Below are 24,008 nucleotides of genomic sequence, written 5' to 3'. Positions count from 1 at the left end.
CGACCTGTGTCAACATTCGCCCGCATCGGCTCGCTCATCCGGCGGCCTGGGCGATGGCGATGAAGGCGTCCACATCCAATACTTCACCACGGGCACCGGGATCGACTCGCGCCCGCTCCAGGATTTCCTGGGCCGCAGCGGACGAACCGGCCCAACCGGACAGCGCCGCCCGCAAGGTCTTGCGGCGTTGGGCAAAGGCGGCGTCGATCACCGCGAAGACGGCGGCCCGGTCCTGCGGTCGGGGCGTCGGCCGTCGGTCCAGCGCCACCAGGGCGGAGTCGACACCGGGTACCGGCCAGAACACGTTCCGGCCGACCGATCCGGCCCGCCGGGTGGGGCCGTACCAGGCCGCCTTGGCGCTCGGCGAGCCGTAGGTCTTCGACCCCGGCGGCGCGGCCAGCCGGTCGGCGACCTCGGCCTGCACCATCACCAGCACCCGGCGGATCGAGGGCAGTTCGGCCAGCAGGTGCAGCAGTACCGGCACCGAGATGTTGTACGGCAGGTTCGCGACCAGCGCGGTCGGCGCATCGGGGATGACGGAAGCGTTGGCCTGCATCGCATCTGCGGTGACGACCGTCAGCCCGCCGGCGCTGCCACGGTGCGCGGCAACGGTTCTGGGCAACAACTGGGCCAACCGCGGATCGATCTCGACGGCCGTCACCCGCGGAACCACCTCGAGTAACCCGAGGGTCAGCGAGCCGAGGCCGGGGCCGATCTCCAGAACGTGTTCGTGGGCGTCCAGGGCGGCGGCAGAAACGATGCGCCGCACTGTGTTTCCATCATGCACGAAGTTCTGGCCGAGCGTCTTGGTCGGGCGCAGGTCGAGTTCGGCGGCCAGCCGGCGGATCTCCGCGGCACCGAGCAGTGCGCCGGCCTCAGGGTTGTTCAGTGTCGATCAGCCCTGGTACTTGCCGAAGCCCCAGCCGAGCAGCCGGGCACAGTGCCACGGGGCCAGGCCCTCCTTGGCGTACAGCCGCTCGGCCACGATGATCTGCTGGGCCTCGGTCGCCAGATCGGCACGAGGAGCGAACTCGCCGCCGCCGTACTCGAGCCAGGTCGGGGTCTTGAACTGCAGGCCCCCGTAGGTGCCGTTCCCGGTGTTGACGGACCAGCGGCTGGTCGACTCGCAGAAGGCCATCCGGTCCCAGGGGACGCTCCAGGATTCCGGGGCCCCGGTCTCCTTGGTGCCCACCTTGACGACCTTGGCCTGCGGGGTGCGCAGCACGGTGTTGGCGACCACCTTCTCCGAGGCCTTGCCGTTGACGACGGTGCGCTTGATCGTCAGCCGGCGGACTCCGTCGCGGCCGGCGGCGGTGACCTTCGACTCGCCCTTGCCGAGAGTGGCATCGGGCACCGTGACGTCGGCCGGACGGGCGATCTTCTGTTCGATCGCGCGGTTCTTCACCGCGATCCTGGTGACCACGATCTTGGTCCCGTCGGCCACCGCGCTGGTCCTCGCCGGACTGACCTTGTCGGTGGCGGACAGCGAAATCCCTTGCGCTGCCAGTACATCGGCTACGTCGGCGCCGGGGACGCGAGCCTTCTTCGGTGCGCCGGTACCGTCCACCACGGTGACGTTGTGCAGCCGGTGACCGGCCAGCGTCAGCCCTTCCGGGCCGATCGGCCGACTGCGGTCGGCGGCCACTTGGTACTGACCGTTGTCCAGTCCGAGCTGGTGCAGCGCCGCGTCGACCGAGGTGGCCGTCGTCCACAACTGCCGCTGGGTGCCGTCGACGTCCGCGGTGATCAGCCGGCCCCGCCGCAGGGTGATCGACCCGCCGTCGGCGACCGCTGTGGCGGCCGCCGGCGCGAGCAGGTCGTGGTCGCGGACCGGGATGCCGGCGGTGGCGAGCGCATCACCGACGGTCGCGGCGTCGGTGGTGATGGTCCGCGGCGTGCCGTCCACCACAACGGTGACGGCCTTCATGTCGTCGCCGAAGGTCGGCGCTCCGGTCCCGAGAATCACCAGACCCGCGGTCAGGGTGGCCAAGGCCGGACGTCGCAGCCGGGCCAACCAGGACTCGCCGACCGGCAGCAGAGCGTCCGCAGTGGATCTCGGCTCGACCGGCAGCAGCCCGGCGAATGCCGGCGCCGGCGGCTCGGCAACCGGGGAGAGCTGCCGCCCGGCCACCGGCGTGAGTGCCGACGCGGCGACCTCGACCAGCGCCTCCTGGGTGCGCGGCGGCGGAACCACCCATACACCTCGGTCGGCGGCGATCGGCGGCCGCGACGGCGGAGCCACCCAGTCACCCCGGTTGGCGGCGACCATCAGCTGCGGCGTCGGCACCCGGGCGCCGCTGGTCCGCTGTGCCGGAATGACGGCACGACGCCGGACGGCCCGGCGCGCCGCGAGTTCCTCGGGCGACACCCACGGTCCGCGGTCGGCCGCGGCAGGACCGCGCCGAGCGTTATCGGGTTGCAGCACAGGTTCGGACACAGGAGTGATCGGCGACGTGGAGGCCATAGGCGGGCGTCAGCCTCGGTATCCGCAGGACCAGGCGCCGATGCCCTGGCCGGCCAGGGTCCGTTCGGCGACCGCGATCTGCTGAGACTTGCTGGCCAGGTCGGCCCGCGGCGCGTAGGCCAGGCCGCCGTAGGCCGCCCAGGTCGACTGGCTGAACTGCAACCCGCCGTAGAAGCCGTTGCCGGTGTTGATGCTCCAGTTGTTGGTCGACTCACAGTTGGCGATCGCGTCCCAGTTGACGCTCCACCCGGAACTGGATGAGGACGCCGCCGGCGCAGCCGCGGCCGCCTGCGCGGGCTCGGCCTGCTGGGTCGGCTGCGGTTCCGGTGCGGGCTTGGGCTTGGTGCCCACCCGGATCACGGTCGCCTTCGGCTCGGTGGTCACCTTCCGGGACGTCTCCTTGGCCGGGGCCGCCTTGCCGTTCGTCAGCACGGTGCGATAGCTGATCGCCAGTGTGCCGGGATGGCCCTGGGCATCGACCTCGGAGGTGCCGACGAGCAGGTCGGCATCGTCGACCTGGGTGTCCGCCGGCTGTGCGATCGGCTTCTGGACCACGTTGGTGGTCACCGTCACGCGGGTGACGGTGACCTTGAGCTTGTCGGTGAGCACCGTGGTCGCGGCCGGAGTCAGCCGGTCCATCTTGCCGACGGCGATCCGGTGAACCTTGAGCAGTTGGCCGACGGTGCGGGCGCCGCTGGTGATCGCGGTGGCCGGCTTGCCGCCGACGGCGACCGCGACCGTCGGCAGTCTCTTGACGACGATCTTGGTGCCGGCGGTCAGGGTGGTGCCGGCGGCCGGGGACAGTCGATCGTTCTTGCCGATGGTGATGCCGCGGGCGGTCAGCAGCTCACCGACGGTCTTCGCGGCGGTGGAGACGGTGGCCGGCTTCGCCGTGCGGTTGGCGATGGTGACGGTGTGCAGCGTGTCGGCCTGCAGCGTGAACCCGGCCAGCGGGATGCTCCGCGACCGGTCGGCCGACAGCCGGAAGTTGTCGACCCCGAGGCCCAGCTCGGCCATCGCCTGGTCGACGGTCTTGGCGGTGGTCCACAACTTGCGGGTGCGACCATCGACGGTGACGCTCAGCAACCGGCCGCGTTGCACGGCGATGGTCGAGCCGTCGCTGACGGCGGCGGCGCCGGCCGGGGCGAGGGTGTCGTGCTGGCCGACGCTGACGCCGGCCGCGGCCAGCGCGCCTTCGACGGACGAGGCGTAGGTGGTGACCTGCTGACGCTGCCCGTCAACGGAGATGGTGACGTCCTTGGCCAGCGCACTCATGGTGCCGCCGGCGGCGGCCACCAGGGCGATGACGACGGCCGAGCCGATCAGCAGCGGCTTGCGCAGGCGGCGCTTCGGGCCGGCTGTCCCACCGGCGGCGGTATCGGCGGCCGCGGTAACGGCGACGGCGTGGCCGATGGCTTCGGGGCCGGTGGCCCCGGTGCTCGGAGAAGAATCGGTGTCCACGAAGGAAGTGGAGGAAGTTTCGGTCGAATTCGGGGTGTCGGTGCTGCTGTCGACCGTTCCCGGGGCGCGCTCGTCGTCGAAGAAGATAGCCACAAATGTCCCTGCTCAGCTGAACCCGGGCAGGGGCGAGCACGCCGGCCGTGAACGCACCCCGAATGGCGCACACAACATCTAGGACGCACCCGGAACTTCCCCATCCCGGCTGGTATCACGGAAGGGTAACGGGGTGGACACGGCCAGGGCAAGCCGGTGACCTGGGGTGTTGTCCACATCTCCCTCGCGAATCCACCCGTTCGGCGGTAGCGAGCGTCAGCTCAGGCGGTAAATCCGTTCCGCGTTCGAGCGCAATCGGGTGCACAGCTCCGCCAGATCGGCGCCGCGGAGAGCGGCCAGCGCACGCACCGTGTAGGGCAGGGCATAGGGCTCGTTGACCGTCCCCCGTTGCGGGTGCGGGGTGAGGAACGGTGCGTCCGTCTCCACCAGCAGCAATTCGGCGGGGGCCAGCTTCGCCGCTGCGTGCAGATCCGTCGCGTTGCGGAAACTGACCGGACCGGCGAACGACATCGCAAAGCCGGCATCGGCGCAGCGGCGGGCGAGCTGCGCGTCGCCGGAGAAGCAGTGGAAGATCACCTCCGGCGGCGCGCCCTCGGCCCGCAGCACGTCGAAGACCGCGTCGTGGGCGTCCCGGTCGTGGATCATCAACGGCTTGCCGACGTCCTTGGCCAGCTGGATGTGCCAGGCGAACGCCTCGGCCTGCGCCGGGTGCGGGGCCGCGTCCCAGTAGTGGTCGAGGCCGGTCTCACCGATCGCGACCACTTTGGGCTGACGGGCCAGCTCGCCGAGCTCGGCCCGGGCGGCGTCGTCCAGGGTGTCGGCCCTGGTCGGGTGCAAGGCAACGGCGGCGTACAGGTCCGGATGCCAGGTCGCCGCGGTTGCCGCCCAGCGGGCGGCGGCCAGGTCGTCGGCGATGGTGACGACCTTCGCGACACCGACGGCGGCCGCCCGCTGCATCGCACCCGCCACCAGCTCCGGGGTATCCGCGCCGCAGGCATCCAGGTGGGTATGCGCGTCGATCACGCTGCCGGGCAACGGTTCCGGCGGTTTCGCTGGTCTCCGGTCGCGCAACGATTCGGGCAGTGGCGAACTGGATTGTTCGTCTCCGCGGTCCCTGCGGGCCGGCTGGTGTCGCTCCGCTCCACCGGCCGTTGCCTCCGCTCCCTGTCGACTCACACTCAGTCCTTCTTGATCGGCGCCCAGTCGGGCCCGGTCTCGCCGAGTTCCGGATCGAGCTTGCCGAACAACGGGGTCGGCTTCGCCAGCGGAATGCCGGACTCGATCGGCCTACGTCGCCAGGTCGCCTGCTGGCCGGCCCAGTCCCCGGTGAGCACGGGATAGTCGGTGACCTCCGGCACCCCGACCCCCTCGACGGCGTCATCGAAGTCGGTGACGTTCTGAATCTCCGGCTCCGCGGCCCAGACACCCTGTCCACCAAGGGCTTCGAAGACCTTCTGGGACGAGTGCGGCAGGAACGGGGTGAGCAGCGTCTTGGCATCGTCGACCACCTGCAGCGCGGTGTTCAGCACCGTCCCGAGCCGATCGCGATCCGCCGGGTCTTTGGCCAGCTTCCACGGTTCGGTGTCGGAGATGTACTTGTTGGCCAGCGATACCACCCGCATCGCCTCCCCGGCAGCCTGCTTGAACCGGCTGCGCTGCAACAGGTCCCCGACCGTGCTGAAGGCGGTATCGGCGGCCCCCAGCAGCTGGGCCTCGACGTCGGTCAGGGCACCGGCCGGCGGGATCGCACCGAAGTTCTTGTGCGCCATCGACACCGAGCGGTTCACCAGGTTGCCCCACTCGTTGGCCAGCTCGAAGTTGGTCCGGCGGACGAACTCCTCCCAGGTGAAGTCGGTGTCCTGGGTCTCCGGGCCGGCGACGGACACGAAGTAGCGCAACGCGTCCGGGCCGTACTCGCGGAGGAAGTCGCCGACATAAATGACCGTGCCCCTGGACGAGGAGAACTTGGAACCGCTCATCGTCAGGAACTCGCTAGAGACCACCTCGGTGGGCAGATCCAGGTGCCCGAAGGCTCCCGGCTCGCCGCCCTTGGCACCCTCGCCGTTGTAGCCGAGCAATTCGGCGGGCCAGATCTGGCTGTGGAAGGTGATGTTGTCCTTGCCCATGAAGTACCGGTGCTGGGCCTGCGGGTTTGCCCACCAGTGCTGGTAGTGATCGGGACCTTCGCCGAAGCGGCGGGCCCATTCCACCGAGGCGGACAGGTAGCCGATCACCGCGTCGAACCACACGTACAGCTTCTTGTCCGGCCGATCCCGCCAGCCGTCCAGTGGCACCGGGATGCCCCAGTCGATGTCGCGGGTCATCGCCCGCGGGCGCAGATCGTCCAGCAGGTTCAGCGAGAACTTCAACACGTTCGGCCGCCAGTCCTTGCGGGTGTGCAGCCACTCGCCCAGCGCGACGGCCAGGGCCGGCAGATCGAGCATGAACTGCTCGGACTCGACGAACTTCGGGGTCTCGCCGTTGATCTTGGACCTCGGGTTGATCAGGTCGATCGGATCGAGCTGGTTGCCGCAGTTGTCGCACTGGTCGCCGCGCGCGCCGTCGTACCCGCAGATCGGGCAGGTGCCCTCGATGTACCGGTCGGGCAGCGTGCGACCGGTGGACGGGCTGATCGCGCTCTGGCTGGTCTGCGGCACGAAGTAGCCGTTGCGGTGCACCGCCCGGAACATCTCCTGGGTGACGGCATAGTGGTTGCGCGTCTCGGTCCTGGTGAACAGGTCGTAGCTGACGCCCAGTCCCTGCAGGTCGTCGACGATCACCTTGTTGTAGCGGTCGGCGAGCACCCGTGGGCTGACGCCCTCCTGTTCGGCCAGCACCAGGATCGGGGTGCCGTGTTCGTCGGTGCCGGACACCATCAGCACCTCGTTGCCGGCCATCCGCTGGTAGCGGGAGTAGATGTCGGCGGGGATGCCGAAGCCGGAGACGTGGCCGATGTGCCGCGGGCCGTTGGCGTACGGCCAGGCGACAGCTGTCAGGACGGGGATACTCATGAGGTCAGGTTAATGGCCCGGTCGAAACCGAAATGACCCACTGCCGGCCGAAGTAGGTAGGCTGAAGCATCGGGCGATTCGCCGGCGCGACTGCGGAAGCCACGCCATTTCCCGGTTCACGATGACTTCGGTCCACCAGTTGGTCCGGGGACGGACGCAGGGCCATGACGCTCGCCACCGACCGAACCAGACAGAGCACCAGCGAACATCGCCCGGACTCGCCCCGCAAAGCCACCGACTACGCCACGGTCATGCATGCCGTCCAGCAACGCGGCCTGCTCAAACGCCGCCGCGGTTACTACCTGGCGAAGATCGTGATCCTGTTGGCCCTGCTGGCCGGCCTATGGGTCGGCTTCTCCTTTATCGGCGAGAGCTGGGCCCAGCTCGGCATCGCCGGGGGGCTGGCCTTCGTGCTGACCCAGCTGATCTTCCTCAGTCACGACGCCGCCCACCGGCAGATCTTCACCTCGGGCCGGTGGAACGACTGGACCGCACTGGTACTCGGCACCGGCATGGGGGGCGTCAGCCTGGCCTGGTGGAACAACAAGCACTCCAAGCACCACGCCGCGCCGAACCAGATCGGCAAGGACCCGGACATCGACCCGTCGCTGGTGCACTTCTACCTGGCCGAGAAGCCGATCCGGTCCCGCTGGGCACTGGCCATGCACGCCCGGCAGGGCTGGTGGTTCTTCCCGCTGCTGCTGGTCGAGATGCTCAACCTGCAGGTGCAGAGCGTGGTGGCACTGATCACCGATCCCACCATGAAGCGGCGTCGACTCGAGTTGACGCTGATCACGCTGCGGCTGGCCGCGCTGCCCGCGCTGCTGTTCGTGTTCCTGCCGCCCGGCATCGCCGCCACCTTCCTGGGCGTGGTCCTCGGGGCGATGGGCGTCTACCTGGGTGCGTCGTTCGCCGTCAGCCACATCGGAATGCCGGTCGTCCCGCCGACCGAGAAGATCGACTTCTTCCACCGACAGGTGATCAGCTCGCGCAACGTACTCGGCGGGCGGGTGGCCAGCTTCGCGATGGGCGGGCTGAACTATCAGATCGAGCATCACCTGTTTCCGAGCATGCCGCGGCCGAACCTGCGGCTGGCCCGGCCGGTGATCCGGGACTTCTGTCTGGAGCAAGGGGTCGTTTACCACGAGGTTCCGGTCTACCGCGCCTGGCTGATCGTGGTGCGGTACCTGAACCAGGTCGGCATCGCCGGCCGGAACGCCTACGGCTGCCCCACCGCCAACTCCCTGCGCTGATCCTCAACCGGCGCGACGGTCCCTGGCCAGCAGGGCGTTGAGCACCTCAGCACCCTGCTCCGCACCGTCAACCGTTACCGCGTATCTCGATCCCCCGACCCGGTCGACGACGATGCCCGGCCCGGACCTGACAATCGCTGCGGTGCCCCGGGCCGAGAACCGCAAACCCCAACCGCCCCAATGCATTGGCTGGATCTGCTCCGCCCGGGAACCGGCGATGTTGCTCAGCGCGATCGTGCTGCACGGCCGGCCGAACGGTCCCCACAATGTGTGCAACCCGGACTCGTCCACCCGCACGCCGAGCTCGGAGACCATGATCAGCAGCAGCGAAGCCACGAACACCACCACTGCGACCGGCACCGACAGCACCACCAACACTGCACTGGCCACCAGGGCGAGCACCGCGATCCAGCGCACCGGCAGCGAACTGGCCCGTCCCACCCAGACCACCCGCTCGGTGTCGCCGAACTGCAGGGTGCTGTCGGTCCCGATCGGCACGGCCGGCAACCGGTCGGCCGGCAGCAACGACCAGCCGGCCGCCCCGGCCAGCAGCGGCACAACCAGGACGATCACCACCGCGTACCACGGGAACGACACCTGCTGAGCCGTGCGGGCGCCGGCCGACACCGCCATGGTGGTGCAGAAAATGCCTGTGGCCAGCCAACTTCCGAAGAGCAGCGCGGCTACCGAGATCCGGGCGGGGCCGGGATGACGACGAAGCAGCACGGCAACGATCGCGGCGATGGCCAGCACCAGACTCAGCGCCAACAGCACCAGGAAGAAACCGATCGAGCCGGCGGTTCGATCGACCTGCCCGTGCAGGTTCCAGTGCGTCGGGATCTGCTCGGGCGTGCGGCCGGAGAAGAGCAGCCGGAACGCGATCAGCAGCACCGGCGCGGCCGCGGCCAGTCCGACCGCCGCCCAGCGGCCGTGTCCGGAGGGTTCTGCGGTCATGTCGATACCTTTCTTATTCTGTCGATCAGGGCGTCCCGGGCGATCCCCAGCCGGTCCGCCGAACGCAGCAGATCCCGGATCTGGTCGTCCAGCCGCAGCGCGCTGGTGTCCACGTCCGATCGGATCTGGGCGCCGCGTCCTCGACGCAGTTCGATCAGCCCCTCGTCGCGCAACACGGAGTAGGCGCGCAGCACGGTGTGCATGTTGACGTCCAGACCGGCGGCCAGTTCCCTTGCCGCCGGCAGCTTCTCGCCCGGAACGACGTCGCCGACGACCAGCGCGCCACGAACCTGGCCGGCGATCTGTTCGGCCAGCCCCACCTCGGAGGCCGGATCCACACGAATCAACATAGTTCGCATGATACTAGAACAATGCAGGGTTGTGCACGCCGGCTCGTGAGGACGAACCCACCGACTCGGCGACTCCCGCACCGAAACCGGCCACCGCGTGAGGACGAACCCACCGACTCGGCGACTCCCGCACCGAAACCGGCCACCCAGCGAGGACGAACCCACCAACTCGGCGGCCCCCGCACCGAATGCGGCCGTCGGGCACCACGTCGGGCCTGCCATGATCGAGCCGACGAACGGAGACCGACCATGGCTGACGCTCCCCCGGGTCCCGCCCCGCAACGCTTCGACGGCAGGGTCGTGCTGATCACCGGCGGCGGGTCCGGCATCGGCGCGGTGACGGCCGCCAGGTTCGCGGCCGCGGGCGCCACCGTGGTGGTCGCCGACCTCGACGGCGACCGGGCGAGGGCGACGGCAGCCGACCTGCCGGGAGCGCTGGGCATCGAACTCGACGTCAGCGACGAGTCGGCCGTCGCCGCCGCGATCGCGGGACAACCCCGCTACGGCTCAGGGGACGGGGGCGTCGACATCCTGGTGAACAATGCGGCGGTCTGCGACGCCGCCTCCTTCGACGAGATCTCCCGGCGGGCCTGGGATCGTGACATCGCCGTCAGCCTGACCGGCAGCTACCTGATGTCCCAGGCCGTCCTGCCGTCGATGACGGCCCGCGGTGCCGGGGTGATCGTCAACGTCGCTTCGGTGAACGCGGTCGGCTTCTACGGCAACGAGGCGTACTCGGCGGCCAAGGCGGGGTTGCTCAGCCTGACCCGATCACTGGCCGTCGGCTACGGGAAGCACGGAATCCGGTGTAACGCAGTGGTTCCCGGCACCATTGCCACCCCGATCTGGCAGCAGCGGGTGGACCGCGACCCGGCTATCCTCGAGCGGCTGAAGCGCTGGTATCCGCTGGGCCGGGTGGGCACCCCGCAGGATGTGGCCGCAGCCATCGCCTTCCTCGCCGGTGACGACGCAAGCTGGATCACCGGCGTCGCCCTGCCGGTGGACGGCGGCCTGCTGGCCGGCAACGGCCCGATGACAGACGACATCTTCGGCCGCTGATCGACCAACAGCCCGAACAACCGCGGCCTGTAACCGAAGCCGCCTCAGTCCGGATCGGTGAACGGGATGCTCAGCGAGTCCGGGTCCAACCGCAGCAGCTGTTCCTTGTGCAGCGCACTGAGTCTGCCCAGTGACCCGGCGCCCTTCGGCGTCAGCTGCACACGCACCACCCGGGCATCACCGGGATCGGCCGCCCGGCAGACCAAATCGGCACGCTGCGCGCGGTCGATCAGCTCGACCACGCTGTGATGCCGTAGCTGCAACTGCTCGGCGAGTTCCCCGACGGTCGCCCAGTCCCGGCCCGGGTACCCCTTGACCGCCAGCAGGAGCTGATACTGCTGCGGCGTCAGACCGTGTGCGCGGACCAGTTCCTCGCTGAATCGCAGGTACTTGCGTAGCGCGGCTCGGAAGCCCGCCAGCTCCTCGTATTCCGCCTTGGTCAGCGGCCGTGGCGACTCGCCAGATGGCGACTCGCCAGATTTCGGATCGCCGGATGGCGGATAGCCGCGCGTTGAACTGTCAGCGTGCTTGGGCACCGGGCGCCGCCCTTCTACTCGTCGTTAACGCTCTCGATCCCCCCACCCTGTACGACTCGTATATATCGGGCTACGATATTCCTCACGAGGCGCGTCGGATACTCGGAGCACGGAACTCGGAGCCGGCGAACCTCCTGGGAGGTGCGTCATGCTCAGTGACCGCGAACGCGAGACTTTACGCGAAATCCAGCGTCAACTCGCCACGGACGATCCGGACCTGGCCCAAAAGCTCGACCGGGTCGAACCGCCGTCGCCGCCTGGCCCCGGCCGGGGTGCCTGGCTGGGTGCGACGATCGGCTGCCTGTTCTTCATGTTTGTGCTGCTGGCCTCGCAGTCGCCCTTCGGCACCCTGTTGTTCCTGGTCGCCGCCGCGGTCTGCGGAGTGATGTACCTGCGCGCCGACCGTCACTTGCGCGCAAACCAGCAGGCGGGTCGCCGGCCATGACCGTGCTGGTGACGATTCTGGTCGTGCTGCTGGTGTTGGCGGTCGTCGCGGCGGCCGGCTCGGCGAGGGTGGTCAATCAATACGAGCGCGGGGTCGTCTTCCGGTTCGGCAAGGTGCTGGCCGAACCGCGCGGGCCGGGCCTGGCGATGATCGTCCCGATCATCGATCGACTGCGGAAGGTGAGCATGCAGATCGTCACCCTGCCGGTTCCGGCGCAGGACGGCATCACCCGCGACAACGTGACCGTCCGGGTCGACGCCGTCGTCTACTTCCGGGTGATCAACCCGGTCACGGTGATCGTCGACGTCGAGGACTACCGATCGGCGGTCGGTCAGGTCGCGCAGACCTCACTGCGGTCGATCATCGGCAAAAGCGACCTGGACGATCTGCTGTCCAACCGAGAAAAACTCAACCAGGGCCTGGAGCTGATGATCGACAGTCCGGCCATCGGTTGGGGTCTGCACGTCGACCGGGTCGAGATCAAGGACGTGGTGCTGCCCGAGTCGATGAAGCGGTCGATGTCCCGACAGGCCGAGGCCGAGCGGGAACGAAGGGCCAGGGTGATCACCGCCGACGGCGAACTGCAGGCGTCCGAAAAGCTGGCGCAGGCAGCGACAGTGATGGCGCAGACGCCGGCGGCCCTGCAACTGCGGCTACTGCAGACCGTGGTCGAGGTGGCCGCCGAGAAGAACTCCACCCTGGTGCTGCCGTTCCCGGTCGAGCTGCTGCGGTTCCTCGAACATTCGACGCCGGCAACCACGGCGACCGGCCACACTGCCGGGACCGTCCACCCCGCACCGGTGTTCGAGAACCTGCGGCCGCTGGTGGAACAGTTGGCGGACACCGCGATTCCGAGCCAGCGATGACGGCGGTCGCCCCACGAACCCTGGTGCAGCGCCCCCTGCTTGCGCGGCCGGCGAAGGGGTCGAGGTTTCTCGGCTATCTGAAGACGACGGACCCGAAGGTCCTCGGCATGATGTACATCGTCACGACGCTGTCGTTCTTCATGATCGGCGGCCTGCTGGCCATGTTGATGCGGGCGGAACTGGCCAGGCCGGGCCTGGATTTCCTGTCACTGGAGCAGTACAACCAGCTGTTCACCATGCACGGCACGATCATGCTGCTGTTCTACGCGACGCCGATCGTGTTCGGTTTCGCGAACCTGGTGATGCCGCTGCAGATCGGCGCCCCCGACGTCGCCTTCCCCCGGCTGAACGCCCTGTCCTACTGGTTCTATCTTTTCGGTGCCACCATCGCGATGCTGGGGTTCGTCACCCCCGGCGGTGCCGCCGCGTTCGGCTGGACCGCCTATGTACCGCTGTCGAACATCGAGAACTCGCCGCAGGTCGGCGGCGACCTGTGGATCATGGGCCTGGCGCTGTCCGGGCTCGGCACCATCCTCGGCGCGGTCAACATGATCACCACGGCGATCTGCCTGCGCTGCCCGGGGATGACGATGTGGCGGCTGCCGATCTTCACCTGGAACATCCTGGTCACCTCGATCCTGGTGCTGATCGCGTTTCCGATCCTCACCGCGGCACTGCTAGGGCTGGCCGCCGACAGACACTTCGGCTCGCACGTATTCGACCCGGCCAACGGCGGAGCCATCCTCTATCAGCATTTGTTCTGGTTCTTCGGTCATCCCGAGGTCTACATCGTCGCGATCCCGTTCTTCGGCATCATCACGGAAGTCATTCCTGTCTTCTCCCGCAAACCGGTATTCGGCTACCGCAGCATGGTGTTCGCGACCATCTCCATTGCCGGCCTCTCGTCGGCCGTCTGGGCACACCACATGTTCGCCACCGGCAGTGTTCTGCTGCCGTTCTTCAGCTTCATGAGCTATCTGATCGCCATCCCGACGGGGCTGAAATTCATCAACTGGATCGGCACCATGTGGCGCGGCCGGGTCTCGTTCCAGACACCCATGCTGTGGTCCTGTGGGTTTCTGGTCACCTTCCTGTTCGGTGGGCTGACGGGAGTGATCCTGGCCTCGCCGGCGCTCGATTTCCACGTCACCGACTCGTATTTCGTGGTCGCGCATTTCCACTACGTGTTGTTCGGCACCATCGTGTTCGCCACCTTCGCCGGTGTCTATTTCTGGTTCCCGAAGTTCACCGGCCGGTTCCTGGACGAGCGCCTGGGGAAGTTCCATTTCTGGACCACCTTCGTCGGCTTCCACATGACGTTCCTGGTGCAGCACTGGCTGGGCAACATGGGCATGCCGCGCCGCTACCCTGACTACCTACCCACCGACGGCTTCACCTGGCTGAACGGCTTCTCATCGATCGGCGCCTTCGTCCTCGGTGCATCCATGTTGCCGTTCGTCTGGAACGTCATCAAGTCCTGGCGGCACGGCGAGGTGACCACCGCCGACGACCCGTGGGGCTACGGCAACTCGCTGGAGTGGGCGACAAGTTCCCCACCGCCGCGGCACAACTTCACCTCGCTGCCCCGAATCCGCTCCGAGCGCCCGGCATTCGAACTGCACCACCCACACATGGTCGAACGAATGCGCAGCGAGGCTCACGCCGGCGGCCCACGGTGGGAACCGCTGGACCCGCTGGATGCCGACGCCGAGTTGGCCATCCTCGACAACGACTGAGCCGCCCGGTACCCGGCCGCGGACCGACCGGGCCGACCGGAGGCCCGGTATCTGCTCGACCGGCACGGCAGGATAATGACCGTTCCGGCCGCGAGGGAGAGACCAGCAGATGGAGACCGTTGACGAGCATGTTCGCCGCCGACTCGGCGAGTGGGCCGCCGATCCGGATCGGGCCGGGGTGCCGCGACCGATTGAGACCCCTACTGCCGCAACGGTTCGACCGGACACCGAGCTGTTGTGGAGCTACTTCCGGGCTCAGGTGCTGAGCCGGCACACCGACCTGGCCGCGCGCTGGCTGCAGAGCCGGGGCGAGGGCTTTTACACCATCTCCTCGGCCGGGCACGAGAGCGACGCGGCGGTGGCGTTGGCGCTGCGGCCGACGGATCCGGCGCTTCTGCACTACCGGTCGGGCGGTTTCTACGCGGCCAGGGCCGGGCAGGTCCCGGGGTCGGATCCCGTCCAGGATGTGCTGCGCGGGGTCGCGTCATCGGTCGACGACCCGATCTCCGGCGGCCGGCACAAGGTCTTCGGCCACCACGACCTGGCGGTGATTCCGCAGACCTCGACGATCGGTTCGCACCTACCCAGAGCGGTCGGTCTCGCCTTCGCGCTGGGGAAGTCGGCGCCGAGCCGGGCCGCGCACTGGCCGGCCGACGCGGTCGTGGTGACCAGCTTCGGCGACGCCTCGTTGAACCACTCCACCACTTCCGGCGCGATCAACGCCGCCGCCTACTGCACGCACCGCGGTATCGAGCTGCCTCTGCTATTGGTGTGTGAGGACAACGGCATCGGGATCAGCACCCGGACGCCGAACGGCTGGGTCGAGGCCGTGCTGCGCAGCATCCCCGGTATCGACTACCTGACGGCGGCCGGCGACGACGCCGTCGAGACGCTGCGGGTGTCCCGGCAGGCGGCCGACGCGGTGCGCGGCCGCCGGCGTCCGGTCGTCCTGCATCTGCGGACGGTGCGATACCTGGGGCACGCCGGGTCGGACGCAGAGATCGGCTACCGCTCCCCCGCCGACATCCTGCGCGACTACGCCCGGGATCCGCTGCTGGCGGCGGCCGCCGCGCTGATCGAGGCCGGGGCGGCGGACGCGCAGGGGCTCCTCGAGCGCTACGACAAGCTCGGCCACGAGGTGCACGAGGTCGCGCGCGACCTGTGCGGCACTCCCCGGCTGGCCACCGCGGCCGAGGTGATGCGGCCGCTGCTGCACCGAGAGCCGCCCGCGGAACGGGCGGCCGCGGCCGCCGTCAGCACCGACCGGGCGACGGCGGTCGGGCCGAAGCTGCCGGAGAACAGGGGGCCGTTGACACTGGCCGAGACGATCAATGCGACCCTCGCCGACGTGCTGGCCGCGCACCCGGGGGCCACCGTCTTCGGCGAGGACGTCGGGCCCAAGGGCGGGGTGTACGGGGTGACCCGCGGGCTCCGCAAGCGCTTCGGTGCCGCCCGGGTGTTCGACACCCTGCTGGACGAACAGACCATCCTCGGCACCGCGCTGGGCGCCGCGCTGGCCGGCGAGCTGCCGATCCCGGAGATCCAGTACCTGGCGTATCTGCACAACGCCGAGGACCAGTTGCGCGGCGAGGCCGCGTCGCTGGCCTTCTTCTCCGACGGGCGGTACACCAACGGCATGGTGGTCCGGGTGGCCGGCCTGGCCTATCAGCGGGGATTCGGCGGGCACTTCCACAACGACAACTCGGTCGCGGTGCTGCGGGACATCCCGGGCCTGTACGTCGCGGTGCCGAGCCACCCGGCCGAGGCGGCGGGCCTGCTGCGCTCCTGCATCGGCCTGGCCGCCGGCTCGGGCAAGGTCTGTGTCTTCCTGGAACCGATCGCGCTGTACCACACCCGCGACCTGTTCGACGGGGACGGCGGCTGGCTGGCGGACTATCGCCCGCCCGGCGCGGACGATCCGGCCGACGTCGTCGGCCGCGCCCGGAGCCACGGGCAGGGCAGCGACCTGCTCATCGTCAGCTACGGCAACGGCGTGCGGATGAGCCTGCGGGCCGCCGAAAAGCTCCGCGCCGACGGCAGTTCCGTCACTGTGCTGGATCTGCGGTGGCTCAGCCCGCTACCCACCACCGACCTGGTCGACGCGGCCCGTCGACACCGCCGGGTGCTGGTGGTCGACGAGGGACGCCGCAGCGGCGGCGTCGCCGAGGGCGTGCTGGCCACCCTGGTCGATCACCACCTCAACGTCGGAATGGTCAGGGTCACCGCCCAGGACTCCTTCATCCCGCTCGGGCCGGGCGCGAACGCCGTCCTGGTCTCCGAGGACGACATCGTCAGCGCCGCTCACACCCTGACCTGATCGCAATCATTCGGTCCATAGAGGGTTGAACCGCAAATCTTTCCGCGTTAGCGTGAACTTGCCGCAACAAACGGGAGATGACGCATGTCGAACACCGCTACGGACACCACGACCAGGCCGACGACGACGATCGGCACGCTGCTCGGGCCGCTGCGTTCGGTGGGCGGCGCCCGCCGGACCACCGGCCTGGACGACGTCACGCTGGAGCGGTTCGCCGCGACGGACCCACGGCTGCTGGAGGCCACCGAAGCCGCCGTCGCCGCCTTTCAGGAGATCGCCGTCGAGTTCGGCGAGCTCATCGATCTGGACGAGGACGCCCAGTGCGCGGCGGTCCAGGCCGGATACGTCAATTTCTACCCGCAGCACAGCGTCAACCCGTACGTGGCGCTGGTCGGCCGCGGCCCCTGGCTGATCACCCTCAAGGGCGCCGTGCTGTTCGACGCCGGCGGGTACGGGATGCTCGGCTTCGGCCACCCGACCGGAGACATCCTGGAGGCGATGGCCCGCCCGCAGGTGATGGCCAACGTGATGACGCCGAGCATCTCCCAACTGCGCTTCGAACGGGCCATCACCGCCGAGATCGGCCACACCCGCTCCGACGGCTGCCCGTTCACCCGGTTCATGTGCCTGAACTCCGGCTCCGAGGCGACCGGGCTGGCCGCCCGGATCGTCGACACCAATGCCAAGACGCACACCGATCCCGACGGCGAGCACCCCGGCGCCACCATCAAGCGGCTGGTGGTCAGCGGCAGCTTCCACGGCCGCACGGACCGGCCGGCGCTCTATTCCGACTCCTCCCGCAAGGACTACGACGCCGCGCTCGCCAGCTTCCGCGGCGACGACTCGGTAATCGTCATCGAGCCCTACGACGAGGTCGCACTCAAGCAGGCGTTCGCCGACGCCGAGGCGAACAACCACTTCATCGAGGCGGTGTTCCTGGAACCGGTGATGGGCGAGGGCGATCCCGGCCGGGCGCTCCCGCCCTCGTTCTACGCGCTGGCCCGCGAACTCACCGCGGCCGCCGGTTCGCTGCTGTTGATCGACTCCATCCAGGCGGGACTCCGCTGCCACGGCGTGCTGTCCGTCGTCGACTATCCCGGCTTCGGCGAGCTCGAGCCGCCGGACCTGGAGACCTACTCGAAGGCGCTCAACGCCGGCCAGTACCCGTTTTCGGTGCTGGCCCTCACCGATCGGGCGGCGGCGATCTACCGGCGCGGTACCTACGGCAACACGATGACGACGAACCCGCGCGCCCTCGAGGTCGCGAGCCGGGTCCTCGGCAAGGTCACCGATGAGGTGCGAACGACGATCCGCGAGCGGGGCACGGAGGCGCTCGCCCGGCTGACGGACCTGCAGGCCGAGCTGCCGGGCGCCGTCACCAAGGTGCAGGGAACAGGGCTGCTGTTCTCCTGCGAGCTGAGTCCGGCATACCGGGTGGTCGGCGACGACTCCACCGAGGTCTGGTTGCGCGAGCACGGGCTCGGCGTGATCCACGGCGGGGAGAACTCGCTGCGCTTCACCCCCCCGTTCGATGTGACATCCGATCAGCTGGAACTACTGGTGTCGCTGGTAGAACGGGCACTGCGGGACGGCCCGCGGGCGGGTTGAGCCACCACGAACAGGAGAACAACGCATGACAGAGGTCATCACCGCGGCTGACGTATCCGCCGTCGACATTTCCGGCAAGGCGCGTGACATCCTGTCCCGGCTGGGCGCCGGCGATCCGTTCGTCGCCGACGGCGAGCTGGTTTGTACCTCGCCGATCGACGGCAGCGAGCTCGGCCGGCTGCGGGCAGACACCGCGGCCGACGTCGAGGCGGTCGTCGGCCGGGCGCAGGCGGCGTTCCTGCAGTGGCGGACGGTGCCGGCGCCGGTGCGCGGTCAACTGGTGCGGGAGCTGGGCGAGCTGCTCCGCGAGCACAAGGACGACCTCGGCGCCCTGGTGTCGATCGAGGCCGGCAAGATCGTCTCCGAGGGCCTCGGCGAGGTGCAGGAAATGATCGACATCTGCGATCTGGCCGTCGGGTTGTCCCGTCAACTGCACGGGCTGACGATCGCCACCGAGCGCCCCGGCCACCGGATGATGGAGCAGTGGCTCCCGCTGGGCGTGGTCGGCGTGATCTCCGCCTTCAACTTCCCGGTGGCGGTGTGGTCGTGGAACACCGCGCTGGCCCTGGTCTGCGGCGACGCGGTGGTCTGGAAGCCCTCGGAGAAGACCCTCTTGACCGCGATCGCCTGCCAGGCGCTGCTGCGGCAGGCGGCCGAGCGGGTCGGCGCGCCGGTCGACGTCTCCCAGGTGCTGCTGGGCGCCGCCGAGGTGGGCGGGGCGTTGGTCGACGATCCGCGGGTGCCGCTGATCTCGGCCACCGGGTCCACCCGGATGGGTAAGCAGGTGGCGCCCAGGGTGGCCGCCCGGCTCGGCCGGACCCTGCTCGAACTCGGCGGGAACAACGCCGCCATCGTCGCGCCGAGCGCCGACCTCGATCTCGCCGTGCGCGGCATCGTCTTCTCGGCGGTAGGCACCGCCGGTCAGCGGTGTACGTCGCTGCGCCGGGTGATCGTGCACGAATCGATCCACGACGACCTGCTGGCCCGGTTGCAGGCCGCCTACGCCACCCTCCCGATCGGCTCACCGTTGGAACCCGGAACCCTGGTCGGGCCGCTGATCGACGCCGCTGCCACCACAGCCTTCACCGCGGCCGTCGCCCGGGCCACGGCCGACGGCGGCACCCTGGTGGCCGGTGGCGATGTCGCCGACGGCGTGGCCGGCGGCCAGTACGTGCGGCCGGCGATCATCGACATGCCCCAGCAGACCGACATCGTCAAGGCCGAGACTTTCGCCCCGCTGCTGTACGTGCTCGCCTACCGCGACCTGGACGAGGCGCTGGAGCTGCACAACGAAGTGGCGCAGGGGCTTTCGTCATCGATCTTCACCCTCAACGTGCGGGAGGCCGAGACCTTCATGTCCGCGGTCGGCTCCGACTGCGGGATCGCGAACGTCAACATCGGCCCGTCCGGCGCCGAGATCGGCGGCGCCTTCGGCGGCGAGAAGGAGACCGGCGGCGGCCGGGAGTCCGGCTCCGACGCCTGGCGCGCCTACATGCGCCGGACCACCAACACGGTCAACTACTCCAGCGAACTGCCACTGGCCCAGGGCGTCGAGTTCGGCTGACCTCCCCCGGGTTCAGGCGGCGGGTGCCCAGCGGGTGCTGCGGATGATCGTCTCGGCCAACTCCGCCGAATGTCGACGCCACCAGGCCGGGCCCAGCGGCGTGTCCGGCTCCGGCTCGAGATCCGGTCCGGTCGGCCACACCGGGGCCGGAGCCGAGACGATCGCGGCGAAGATGTGGTCGGCGACCGTCTCCGTCAGCCGCACCGACCGGCCCCATTCGGCGACATCGGCCGAAAGGGCGTCGGCGGCAGAGTCCCGGCTGCTGCGGGACGATGGCACGTCCTGTTCGTTCATCGGGGTGTCCTTCCAGCTTGCCGGTCGTGGATGTCTTCGACGGAATGACGCCGCGGATCGGGCTCACCGTCGGCGGCCATGGCCGCCGCAACGGTGGCCCTGGCCCGGGACAGCCGGTAGCGGACGGTTCCGGCCGGAATGCCGACAGCGGCACCGATCTGGGCGCTGGTCAGCTCGCCGGCGGCGGCCATGGTGAGCACCAGACGCTGATCGTCCGGTAGCTCAGCCACCACCCGACCGACCGCTGCCAGCCGGTCGGCGGCCAGCGCCGGTTCGCTGGCCGCCGGCGCCGTCCGGGCCGGCTCGGCGCGCAATACCGTCTCGGCCCGCTGACGCACGGCGGCCCGCCGGCCGCTGTCGATCACCAGGTTCCTTGCCACCGTGAACAGCCAGCCCCGCTGCCCGTCCGGATCGCGACCGGCCAGGTCCGGCAGGTGCTGCCAGGCCCGTAGGAACAGGTCCTGAGTCAGGTCGGCGGCCAGACCCGGATCGGCGACCCGACCCAGGAAGTAGGCGTGCACCGCGGTCCGATGCGCGTCGTAGAGGCCGCGGAACTCAGTCTGTGGATCCACCCTTGCCCCGAATCGACCCGAACGCCTGCGTCGCCAGGTATTGCAGTGTCGGGACCAGGGCATCCGGTGCGGTGATGTTGCCGAATACCACGATGTCGGACACCTTGTCCCGCAACAGCTCTGCCGATACGTCGTCGGCAATGTCCAGGTTGCCGGTGACGATCAGGCTGGCCGGGGCCTCCAGCAGGCGCAGGTACTCGGCGGCCAGTGGGGCGCCGCCGACGAAGGTCCGCGGATTGTCCGAGACGTACCAGCCGACCTGGCCCTGGGCCACCAGTCGCGGATCGAGCGCCTCCTGCGCCGCGGCCGGAAACGCCGCCTGCCCGACGACCACGACCTGCCGGTAGCCGATCCCGCCGACCTCGCCGGTCACCACCGTCTGGCCGGCCAGCACCAGCACGTCGTCCGGTTCGCCGATCGGGTTCGTCAGGCCGGCACCACTGATCGACAACTGTCCGCCGTGGGTGCGGATCTCCTGTGTCTCGGCCCATCGGTAGGCGACCACCGATCCGGTGCCCTCCAGCACTCTGCCGATGGCGGCCTCGCTACCGCGCGGCACCAGAACCGTTCCGGTGACGTGGATCAGCGCCGGCAGGTCGCCGGTGACCGGGCCGGTGACCGCCAGCACGCCGGTGACGATGAGCGCATCGTCCGCGCTGCCGAGGCCGTCGCCACCGACCGTCAGGGTGCCGGTGTGCACCCGCGGCCTCGTCCCGTCCGGGACGAACACGGTGGTGGCCACCTTGCGGGTCGGGATCGCCGTGTAGGCCGCGGCCAGTGATCGGGGCACGACCACGACTGCCACCTGCTCGATGCCGGCGATGCCGGCCAACTGCTCCGGCGCCGTCAGCCCGCTCAGGTCCAGGACCGGCCGATGGCCGATCACCCCGCCGCTGACGGGACCGGTGGTCGGGTCGGCCATCAGAAGACCCTCCGCTCGTTGTCGGCCGGCGCCGGGATCCGGCGGAGCACCCGCCGCCGGCCGTGCCGACGGCGACTGTTCGTCACCCGATCCCGTGTCTCGTGTTCCAACATCCGCAGCATCGCTTCCGTGTTCATGTCGTACATCTGGACTCATCTCCCGTTCGATCGGGCTCCATTCGATGCCCGTCACCCTGTACAACGAACGAGTCCTGCAGGTGTTGGCGGACCGGCGGAATTTCTTGCCGCGGTGCGGGCGCCGTCAGCCCCGGTTCGGTCCGGCCGCTCCCCGTTTCTTGATCGCCCGCCAGCCGCCGGCCCGGTTGTTGGCGATGATCTGCCGGAACATCGCCACCAGTGGTTCGGCGCTGATCTGCTCCCCCTCGGAATAGGCCACCGTGCGGGCCGTCTTGTTGTCGTGCCCGGCCGTGATGATCCCGGCCGGATCGGGCACAATGCCTCCGTCGTAGAGGAAGATGTTGACGTGGTCCCTGGCCGCCAGGAACGCGCAGATGTTGCCGTCCAACACGAAGTACGGCTGGACCGTCCGTTTGATGGTCTCGGCGACCTCCGGATCGGCGGAGTGCACCAACTCGCGGACCCGGCGACAGATGTCCTGTTGCCAGCCGGGCAGGGCCTCGATGTACGCGTCGACCCGCGGATCCGGTGCGTTCACGGCCTTCTCCTGTCCCACGACGGATGATCAACGAACCGAGTCCCCGGCTGTTCTACGGGTGGACCCGGCCCGGCGAACGGAATCATCGGCCGGCGAATCATGCCGGATCCCTTGCCATCCCGAGCGGTTGTGGAATGCTGTTTCAGAAGCGTCACACCATCCCCGCACACACGGAAGAGCTGACCCTCCCGATGAAGATCATGACGATCTACGCCCACCCTGCCGACACCATCACCAACTGCGGCGGCGCGCTGGCCCGACACGCCGACGCGGGCGACGACATCGTCGCCGTCATCCTGACCCACGGCGGGCGCATCCACCCCAACAAGTACGCCGAGGAGATGCGCAAGGACAACCCGGACCCGGCTATCGCCGCGGCCGGTCTGCAGGACATCGTGGACAACAAGAAGGACGAGTTGCGGCGGGCCGCCGAGATCATCGGCATCGGCACCGTGGTGACGCTCGATCACGACGACATCCTGAACGTGCTGCAGGAACCGATGGTCGCCGAACTCGCCGAGGTGATCGCCGAGCATGCGCCGGACATCGTGATCTGCGACTACCCGAAGAACCCGGTCTCGGCCGACTCGTCACACACCATTGCCACCATGACGGCCCTGGCGGCGATCCAGCAGGCCGGGCAGTTCCTGGCCCACCTGGACGGGCAGAAGGAGATCAACGTCCGGCAGGTGTTCTTCACCGGGCTGTCGGTGCACAACACCGACGCGCTGTCGGCCTACGGCATGCGCAACGACATGTCCGTCGACATCACGCCGGTGGTCGGCCGCAAGATCGCCGCCATGGACGGCTTCGTCAGTCAGGGCTACGACGGCGTCTTCGCCCGCAAGTTGGTCGAGGCCAACAACGGCGAGGCCGGTCGCGCGGCGGGTGTCAACTTCGCCGAGCCCTACACCCGGTATCGGGGCGAGACCCACGAACTGTTCCCGCTGACCGAGCAGGCCAAGGTGACCGATCCGCTCACCAGGCACGTCAGCTACTCGCAGATCAACCTCCGCGCCGACTACCCGGTGAGCTGAGGCGCTACCCCGGTTCGCGGGTCCTGTTGCGGTGACGACCGTCCGACCACCACACCAGGACCCGCGAAACCCGAGCGGGTAGTCGCGTTCGGACCCGCGGGTCAGCGCTTGTTCGGGGCGCCGAAGCGCAGCCCGTCGAAAACCAGGTCGACCAGCCGGCCGGCATTCGCCGGCGACCAGACCGGCCCGTCGCTGGCCATGCAGATCCCGCCGATGCTGCGGGTGAGGTCCTCGGCGGTGATGTCGTCGCGGATCTCACCGGCGGCGGCCGCGGAGGTCAGCAGCAGGTTCGCGGCGTCGCGGATCCGCACCCTGGTCTCGGCGAACAGATCCGTCCGGTCCGCCATCATGGTGCGCAGCATGCCGACCAGACCGCGCTTGGTCGCGGCATACAGCACGAACCGGCGCATCCATTCCTGCAGCGCCTCGGCCGGCGGCAGCTCGTCCACCAGAGCGGTGGCGCTCTCGCACAGTTGTGCCACTTCACGCTGGTAGACGCCGAACACCAGCTCTTCGCGGGTCGGGAAGTGTCGGTACAGGGTGCCGATGCCGACGCCGGCCTGCCGGGCGATGTCCTCCAGCGGCGATTCCACACCGTTCTCGGCGAAGGCGCTTGCGGCGGCGGTCAACACTGCCTCGCGGTTCCGGCGGGCGTCGGCCCGCATCGGCCGGCAGCCCTCCGCGCCCACCGGCGTCACGACCGGCTGCTGTCCCTCGACCGACTGCTGGTCGGCCTGCGACTGCTCCGCGGTCGTCGTCGACCGAACCACTTCGCTACCTCCTGAACCTCGAGCCCGCGTTTCGCCGCGAGCATAAATCAAACCTGTTGC

General features: G+C 69.1%; 24 protein-coding genes. 10 read left to right on the top strand and 14 right to left on the bottom strand.

Annotated features, from left to right (window positions below; translation table 11 throughout):
• Positions 1-34: 34 nt before the first annotated feature.
• The 3 genes from rsmA to K340_RS37310 form a co-directional block, all read right to left on the bottom strand.
• Positions 35-865, bottom strand: coding sequence for a 16S rRNA (adenine(1518)-N(6)/adenine(1519)-N(6))-dimethyltransferase RsmA (rsmA, locus tag K340_RS0116075; RefSeq protein WP_037365067.1), 831 nt, complete (start codon positions 863-865; stop codon positions 35-37).
• Between the two features lie 30 nt (positions 866-895).
• Positions 896-2,368, bottom strand: coding sequence for a resuscitation-promoting factor (locus tag K340_RS37315; RefSeq protein WP_154674296.1), 1,473 nt, complete (start codon positions 2,366-2,368; stop codon positions 896-898).
• A gap of 105 nt (positions 2,369-2,473) precedes the next feature.
• Positions 2,474-3,925, bottom strand: coding sequence for a ubiquitin-like domain-containing protein (locus K340_RS37310; RefSeq protein WP_154674295.1), 1,452 nt, complete (start codon positions 3,923-3,925; stop codon positions 2,474-2,476).
• On the opposite strand from K340_RS37310, the gene K340_RS35990 reads away from it, so the two are divergent.
• Positions 3,918-4,100, top strand: a complete 183-nt coding sequence (locus tag K340_RS35990; protein WP_154674294.1) for a hypothetical protein — start codon at positions 3,918-3,920, stop codon at positions 4,098-4,100. The two genes, K340_RS37310 and K340_RS35990, sit on opposite strands and share 8 nt — an antisense overlap.
• A gap of 134 nt (positions 4,101-4,234) precedes the next feature.
• Here K340_RS35990 and K340_RS0116060 read toward each other — a convergent pair whose 3' ends face one another.
• Both K340_RS0116060 and metG read right to left on the bottom strand, forming a co-directional pair.
• Positions 4,235-5,050 (bottom strand): TatD family hydrolase, encoded by an 816-nt coding sequence (locus tag K340_RS0116060; RefSeq protein WP_029137461.1) that lies wholly within the window; start codon positions 5,048-5,050, stop codon positions 4,235-4,237.
• A gap of 107 nt (positions 5,051-5,157) precedes the next feature.
• A complete protein-coding gene (gene metG / locus K340_RS0116055; RefSeq protein WP_029137460.1) occupies positions 5,158-6,990 on the bottom strand; it encodes a methionine--tRNA ligase in 1,833 nt (610 codons plus the stop codon).
• A 164-nt stretch (positions 6,991-7,154) separates the two neighbouring features.
• Between metG and K340_RS0116050 the strand changes: the two genes are divergently transcribed.
• Complete coding sequence (locus K340_RS0116050) at positions 7,155-8,243, top strand: fatty acid desaturase family protein (protein ID WP_029137459.1); 1,089 nt, start codon at positions 7,155-7,157, stop codon at positions 8,241-8,243.
• Between the two features lie 3 nt (positions 8,244-8,246).
• Here K340_RS0116050 and K340_RS0116045 read toward each other — a convergent pair whose 3' ends face one another.
• Positions 8,247-9,197, bottom strand: a complete 951-nt coding sequence (locus K340_RS0116045; protein ID WP_029137458.1) for a DUF1648 domain-containing protein — start codon at positions 9,195-9,197, stop codon at positions 8,247-8,249.
• Positions 9,194-9,547, bottom strand: coding sequence for a GntR family transcriptional regulator (locus K340_RS0116040; protein WP_029137457.1), 354 nt, complete (start codon positions 9,545-9,547; stop codon positions 9,194-9,196). The genes K340_RS0116045 and K340_RS0116040 overlap by 4 nt, the downstream gene beginning before the upstream one ends.
• A 249-nt stretch (positions 9,548-9,796) precedes the next feature.
• Between K340_RS0116040 and K340_RS0116035 the strand changes: the two genes are divergently transcribed.
• On the top strand, positions 9,797-10,606 hold the full coding sequence (locus tag K340_RS0116035) for an SDR family oxidoreductase (RefSeq protein WP_029137456.1): 810 nt from the start codon (positions 9,797-9,799) through the stop codon (positions 10,604-10,606).
• A gap of 44 nt (positions 10,607-10,650) precedes the next feature.
• Here the strand turns inward: K340_RS0116035 and K340_RS0116030 are convergent, their stop codons facing one another.
• Complete coding sequence (locus tag K340_RS0116030) at positions 10,651-11,049, bottom strand: MarR family winged helix-turn-helix transcriptional regulator (protein ID WP_029137455.1); 399 nt, start codon at positions 11,047-11,049, stop codon at positions 10,651-10,653.
• A 241-nt stretch (positions 11,050-11,290) separates the two neighbouring features.
• Between K340_RS0116030 and K340_RS30660 the strand changes: the two genes are divergently transcribed.
• The 6 genes from K340_RS30660 to amaB all read left to right on the top strand — a co-directional run bounded on the left by K340_RS30660 (position 11,291) and on the right by amaB (position 19,678).
• On the top strand, positions 11,291-11,587 hold the full coding sequence (locus tag K340_RS30660) for a DUF3040 domain-containing protein (protein ID WP_037365065.1): 297 nt from the start codon (positions 11,291-11,293) through the stop codon (positions 11,585-11,587).
• Entirely contained in the window at positions 11,584-12,453 is an 870-nt protein-coding gene (locus K340_RS30655) for a slipin family protein (protein WP_084614525.1), read from the top strand. Before K340_RS30660 ends, K340_RS30655 begins: the two co-directional genes overlap by 4 nt.
• Positions 12,450-14,189, top strand: a complete 1,740-nt coding sequence (gene ctaD / locus K340_RS0116015; RefSeq protein WP_029137454.1) for an aa3-type cytochrome oxidase subunit I — start codon at positions 12,450-12,452, stop codon at positions 14,187-14,189. The genes K340_RS30655 and ctaD overlap by 4 nt, the downstream gene beginning before the upstream one ends.
• A 109-nt stretch (positions 14,190-14,298) precedes the next feature.
• Positions 14,299-16,506: a transketolase C-terminal domain-containing protein gene (locus K340_RS0116010; RefSeq protein ID WP_029137453.1), complete on the top strand. Its 2,208-nt coding sequence runs from the start codon at positions 14,299-14,301 to the stop codon at positions 16,504-16,506.
• An 84-nt stretch (positions 16,507-16,590) separates the two neighbouring features.
• Positions 16,591-18,114: an aminotransferase class III-fold pyridoxal phosphate-dependent enzyme gene (locus K340_RS0116005; protein WP_051266526.1), complete on the top strand. Its 1,524-nt coding sequence runs from the start codon at positions 16,591-16,593 to the stop codon at positions 18,112-18,114.
• A 25-nt stretch (positions 18,115-18,139) separates the two neighbouring features.
• On the top strand, positions 18,140-19,678 hold the full coding sequence (amaB, locus tag K340_RS0116000) for an L-piperidine-6-carboxylate dehydrogenase (protein ID WP_051266524.1): 1,539 nt from the start codon (positions 18,140-18,142) through the stop codon (positions 19,676-19,678).
• A gap of 12 nt (positions 19,679-19,690) precedes the next feature.
• Here amaB and K340_RS0115995 read toward each other — a convergent pair whose 3' ends face one another.
• The 5 genes from K340_RS0115995 to K340_RS0115975 all read right to left on the bottom strand — a co-directional run bounded on the left by K340_RS0115995 (position 19,691) and on the right by K340_RS0115975 (position 22,141).
• On the bottom strand, positions 19,691-19,972 hold the full coding sequence (locus tag K340_RS0115995; protein ID WP_029137450.1) for a hypothetical protein: 282 nt from the start codon (positions 19,970-19,972) through the stop codon (positions 19,691-19,693).
• Positions 19,969-20,544 carry an RNA polymerase sigma factor gene (locus K340_RS30650; RefSeq protein WP_051266522.1) on the bottom strand — a complete coding sequence of 192 codons (576 nt, stop codon included), beginning with the start codon at positions 20,542-20,544 and terminating at the stop codon, positions 19,969-19,971. Before K340_RS30650 ends, K340_RS0115995 begins: the two co-directional genes overlap by 4 nt.
• On the bottom strand, positions 20,528-21,466 hold the full coding sequence (locus K340_RS0115985; protein ID WP_029137449.1) for a hypothetical protein: 939 nt from the start codon (positions 21,464-21,466) through the stop codon (positions 20,528-20,530). The genes K340_RS30650 and K340_RS0115985 overlap by 17 nt, the downstream gene beginning before the upstream one ends.
• On the bottom strand, positions 21,466-21,612 hold the full coding sequence (locus K340_RS35985) for a hypothetical protein (protein ID WP_154674293.1): 147 nt from the start codon (positions 21,610-21,612) through the stop codon (positions 21,466-21,468). The genes K340_RS0115985 and K340_RS35985 overlap by 1 nt, the downstream gene beginning before the upstream one ends.
• 115 nt (positions 21,613-21,727) lie before the next feature.
• Positions 21,728-22,141: a DUF1801 domain-containing protein gene (locus K340_RS0115975; protein ID WP_029137448.1), complete on the bottom strand. Its 414-nt coding sequence runs from the start codon at positions 22,139-22,141 to the stop codon at positions 21,728-21,730.
• Positions 22,142-22,275: 134 nt separating this feature from the next.
• Here K340_RS0115975 and K340_RS0115970 point away from each other — a divergent pair, with 134 nt between their 5' ends.
• On the top strand, positions 22,276-23,178 hold the full coding sequence (locus K340_RS0115970; protein WP_161632121.1) for a PIG-L deacetylase family protein: 903 nt from the start codon (positions 22,276-22,278) through the stop codon (positions 23,176-23,178).
• Positions 23,179-23,279: 101 nt separating this feature from the next.
• On the opposite strand, the gene K340_RS0115965 is transcribed toward K340_RS0115970, so the two are convergent.
• Positions 23,280-23,948, bottom strand: a complete 669-nt coding sequence (locus K340_RS0115965) for a TetR/AcrR family transcriptional regulator (protein WP_211229475.1) — start codon at positions 23,946-23,948, stop codon at positions 23,280-23,282.
• Positions 23,949-24,008: the final 60 nt, after the last annotated feature.

The sequence above is a fragment of the Nakamurella lactea DSM 19367 genome (assembly GCF_000426645.1).
In the GTDB taxonomy this organism is placed as follows: Bacteria; Actinomycetota; Actinomycetes; order Mycobacteriales; family Nakamurellaceae; genus Nakamurella; species Nakamurella lactea.
Note: the sequence above shows the minus strand (reverse complement) of the source record. Positions and strands in the feature narration are given on the sequence as shown.

What these genes read in the sequence shown, in the direction of transcription:
- metG (WP_029137460.1), bottom strand. Translation starts at nt 6,990, where the DNA reads ATGAGTATCCCCGTCCTGACAGCTGTCGCCTGGCCGTACGCCAACGGC.
- K340_RS0116050 (WP_029137459.1), top strand. Translation starts at nt 7,155, where the DNA reads ATGACGCTCGCCACCGACCGAACCAGACAGAGCACCAGCGAACATCGC.
- K340_RS0116045 (WP_029137458.1), bottom strand. Translation starts at nt 9,197, where the DNA reads ATGACCGCAGAACCCTCCGGACACGGCCGCTGGGCGGCGGTCGGACTG.
- K340_RS0116040 (WP_029137457.1), bottom strand. Translation starts at nt 9,547, where the DNA reads ATGTTGATTCGTGTGGATCCGGCCTCCGAGGTGGGGCTGGCCGAACAG.
- K340_RS0116035 (WP_029137456.1), top strand. Translation starts at nt 9,797, where the DNA reads ATGGCTGACGCTCCCCCGGGTCCCGCCCCGCAACGCTTCGACGGCAGG.
- K340_RS30660 (WP_037365065.1), top strand. Translation starts at nt 11,291, where the DNA reads ATGCTCAGTGACCGCGAACGCGAGACTTTACGCGAAATCCAGCGTCAA.
- K340_RS30655 (WP_084614525.1), top strand. Translation starts at nt 11,584, where the DNA reads ATGACCGTGCTGGTGACGATTCTGGTCGTGCTGCTGGTGTTGGCGGTC.
- ctaD (WP_029137454.1), top strand. Translation starts at nt 12,450, where the DNA reads ATGACGGCGGTCGCCCCACGAACCCTGGTGCAGCGCCCCCTGCTTGCG.
- K340_RS0116010 (WP_029137453.1), top strand. Translation starts at nt 14,299, where the DNA reads ATGGAGACCGTTGACGAGCATGTTCGCCGCCGACTCGGCGAGTGGGCC.
- K340_RS0116005 (WP_051266526.1), top strand. Translation starts at nt 16,591, where the DNA reads ATGTCGAACACCGCTACGGACACCACGACCAGGCCGACGACGACGATC.
- amaB (WP_051266524.1), top strand. Translation starts at nt 18,140, where the DNA reads ATGACAGAGGTCATCACCGCGGCTGACGTATCCGCCGTCGACATTTCC.
- K340_RS0115995 (WP_029137450.1), bottom strand. Translation starts at nt 19,972, where the DNA reads ATGAACGAACAGGACGTGCCATCGTCCCGCAGCAGCCGGGACTCTGCC.
- K340_RS0115985 (WP_029137449.1), bottom strand. Translation starts at nt 21,466, where the DNA reads ATGGCCGACCCGACCACCGGTCCCGTCAGCGGCGGGGTGATCGGCCAT.
- K340_RS35985 (WP_154674293.1), bottom strand. Translation starts at nt 21,612, where the DNA reads ATGTACGACATGAACACGGAAGCGATGCTGCGGATGTTGGAACACGAG.
- K340_RS0115970 (WP_161632121.1), top strand. Translation starts at nt 22,276, where the DNA reads ATGCTGTTTCAGAAGCGTCACACCATCCCCGCACACACGGAAGAGCTG.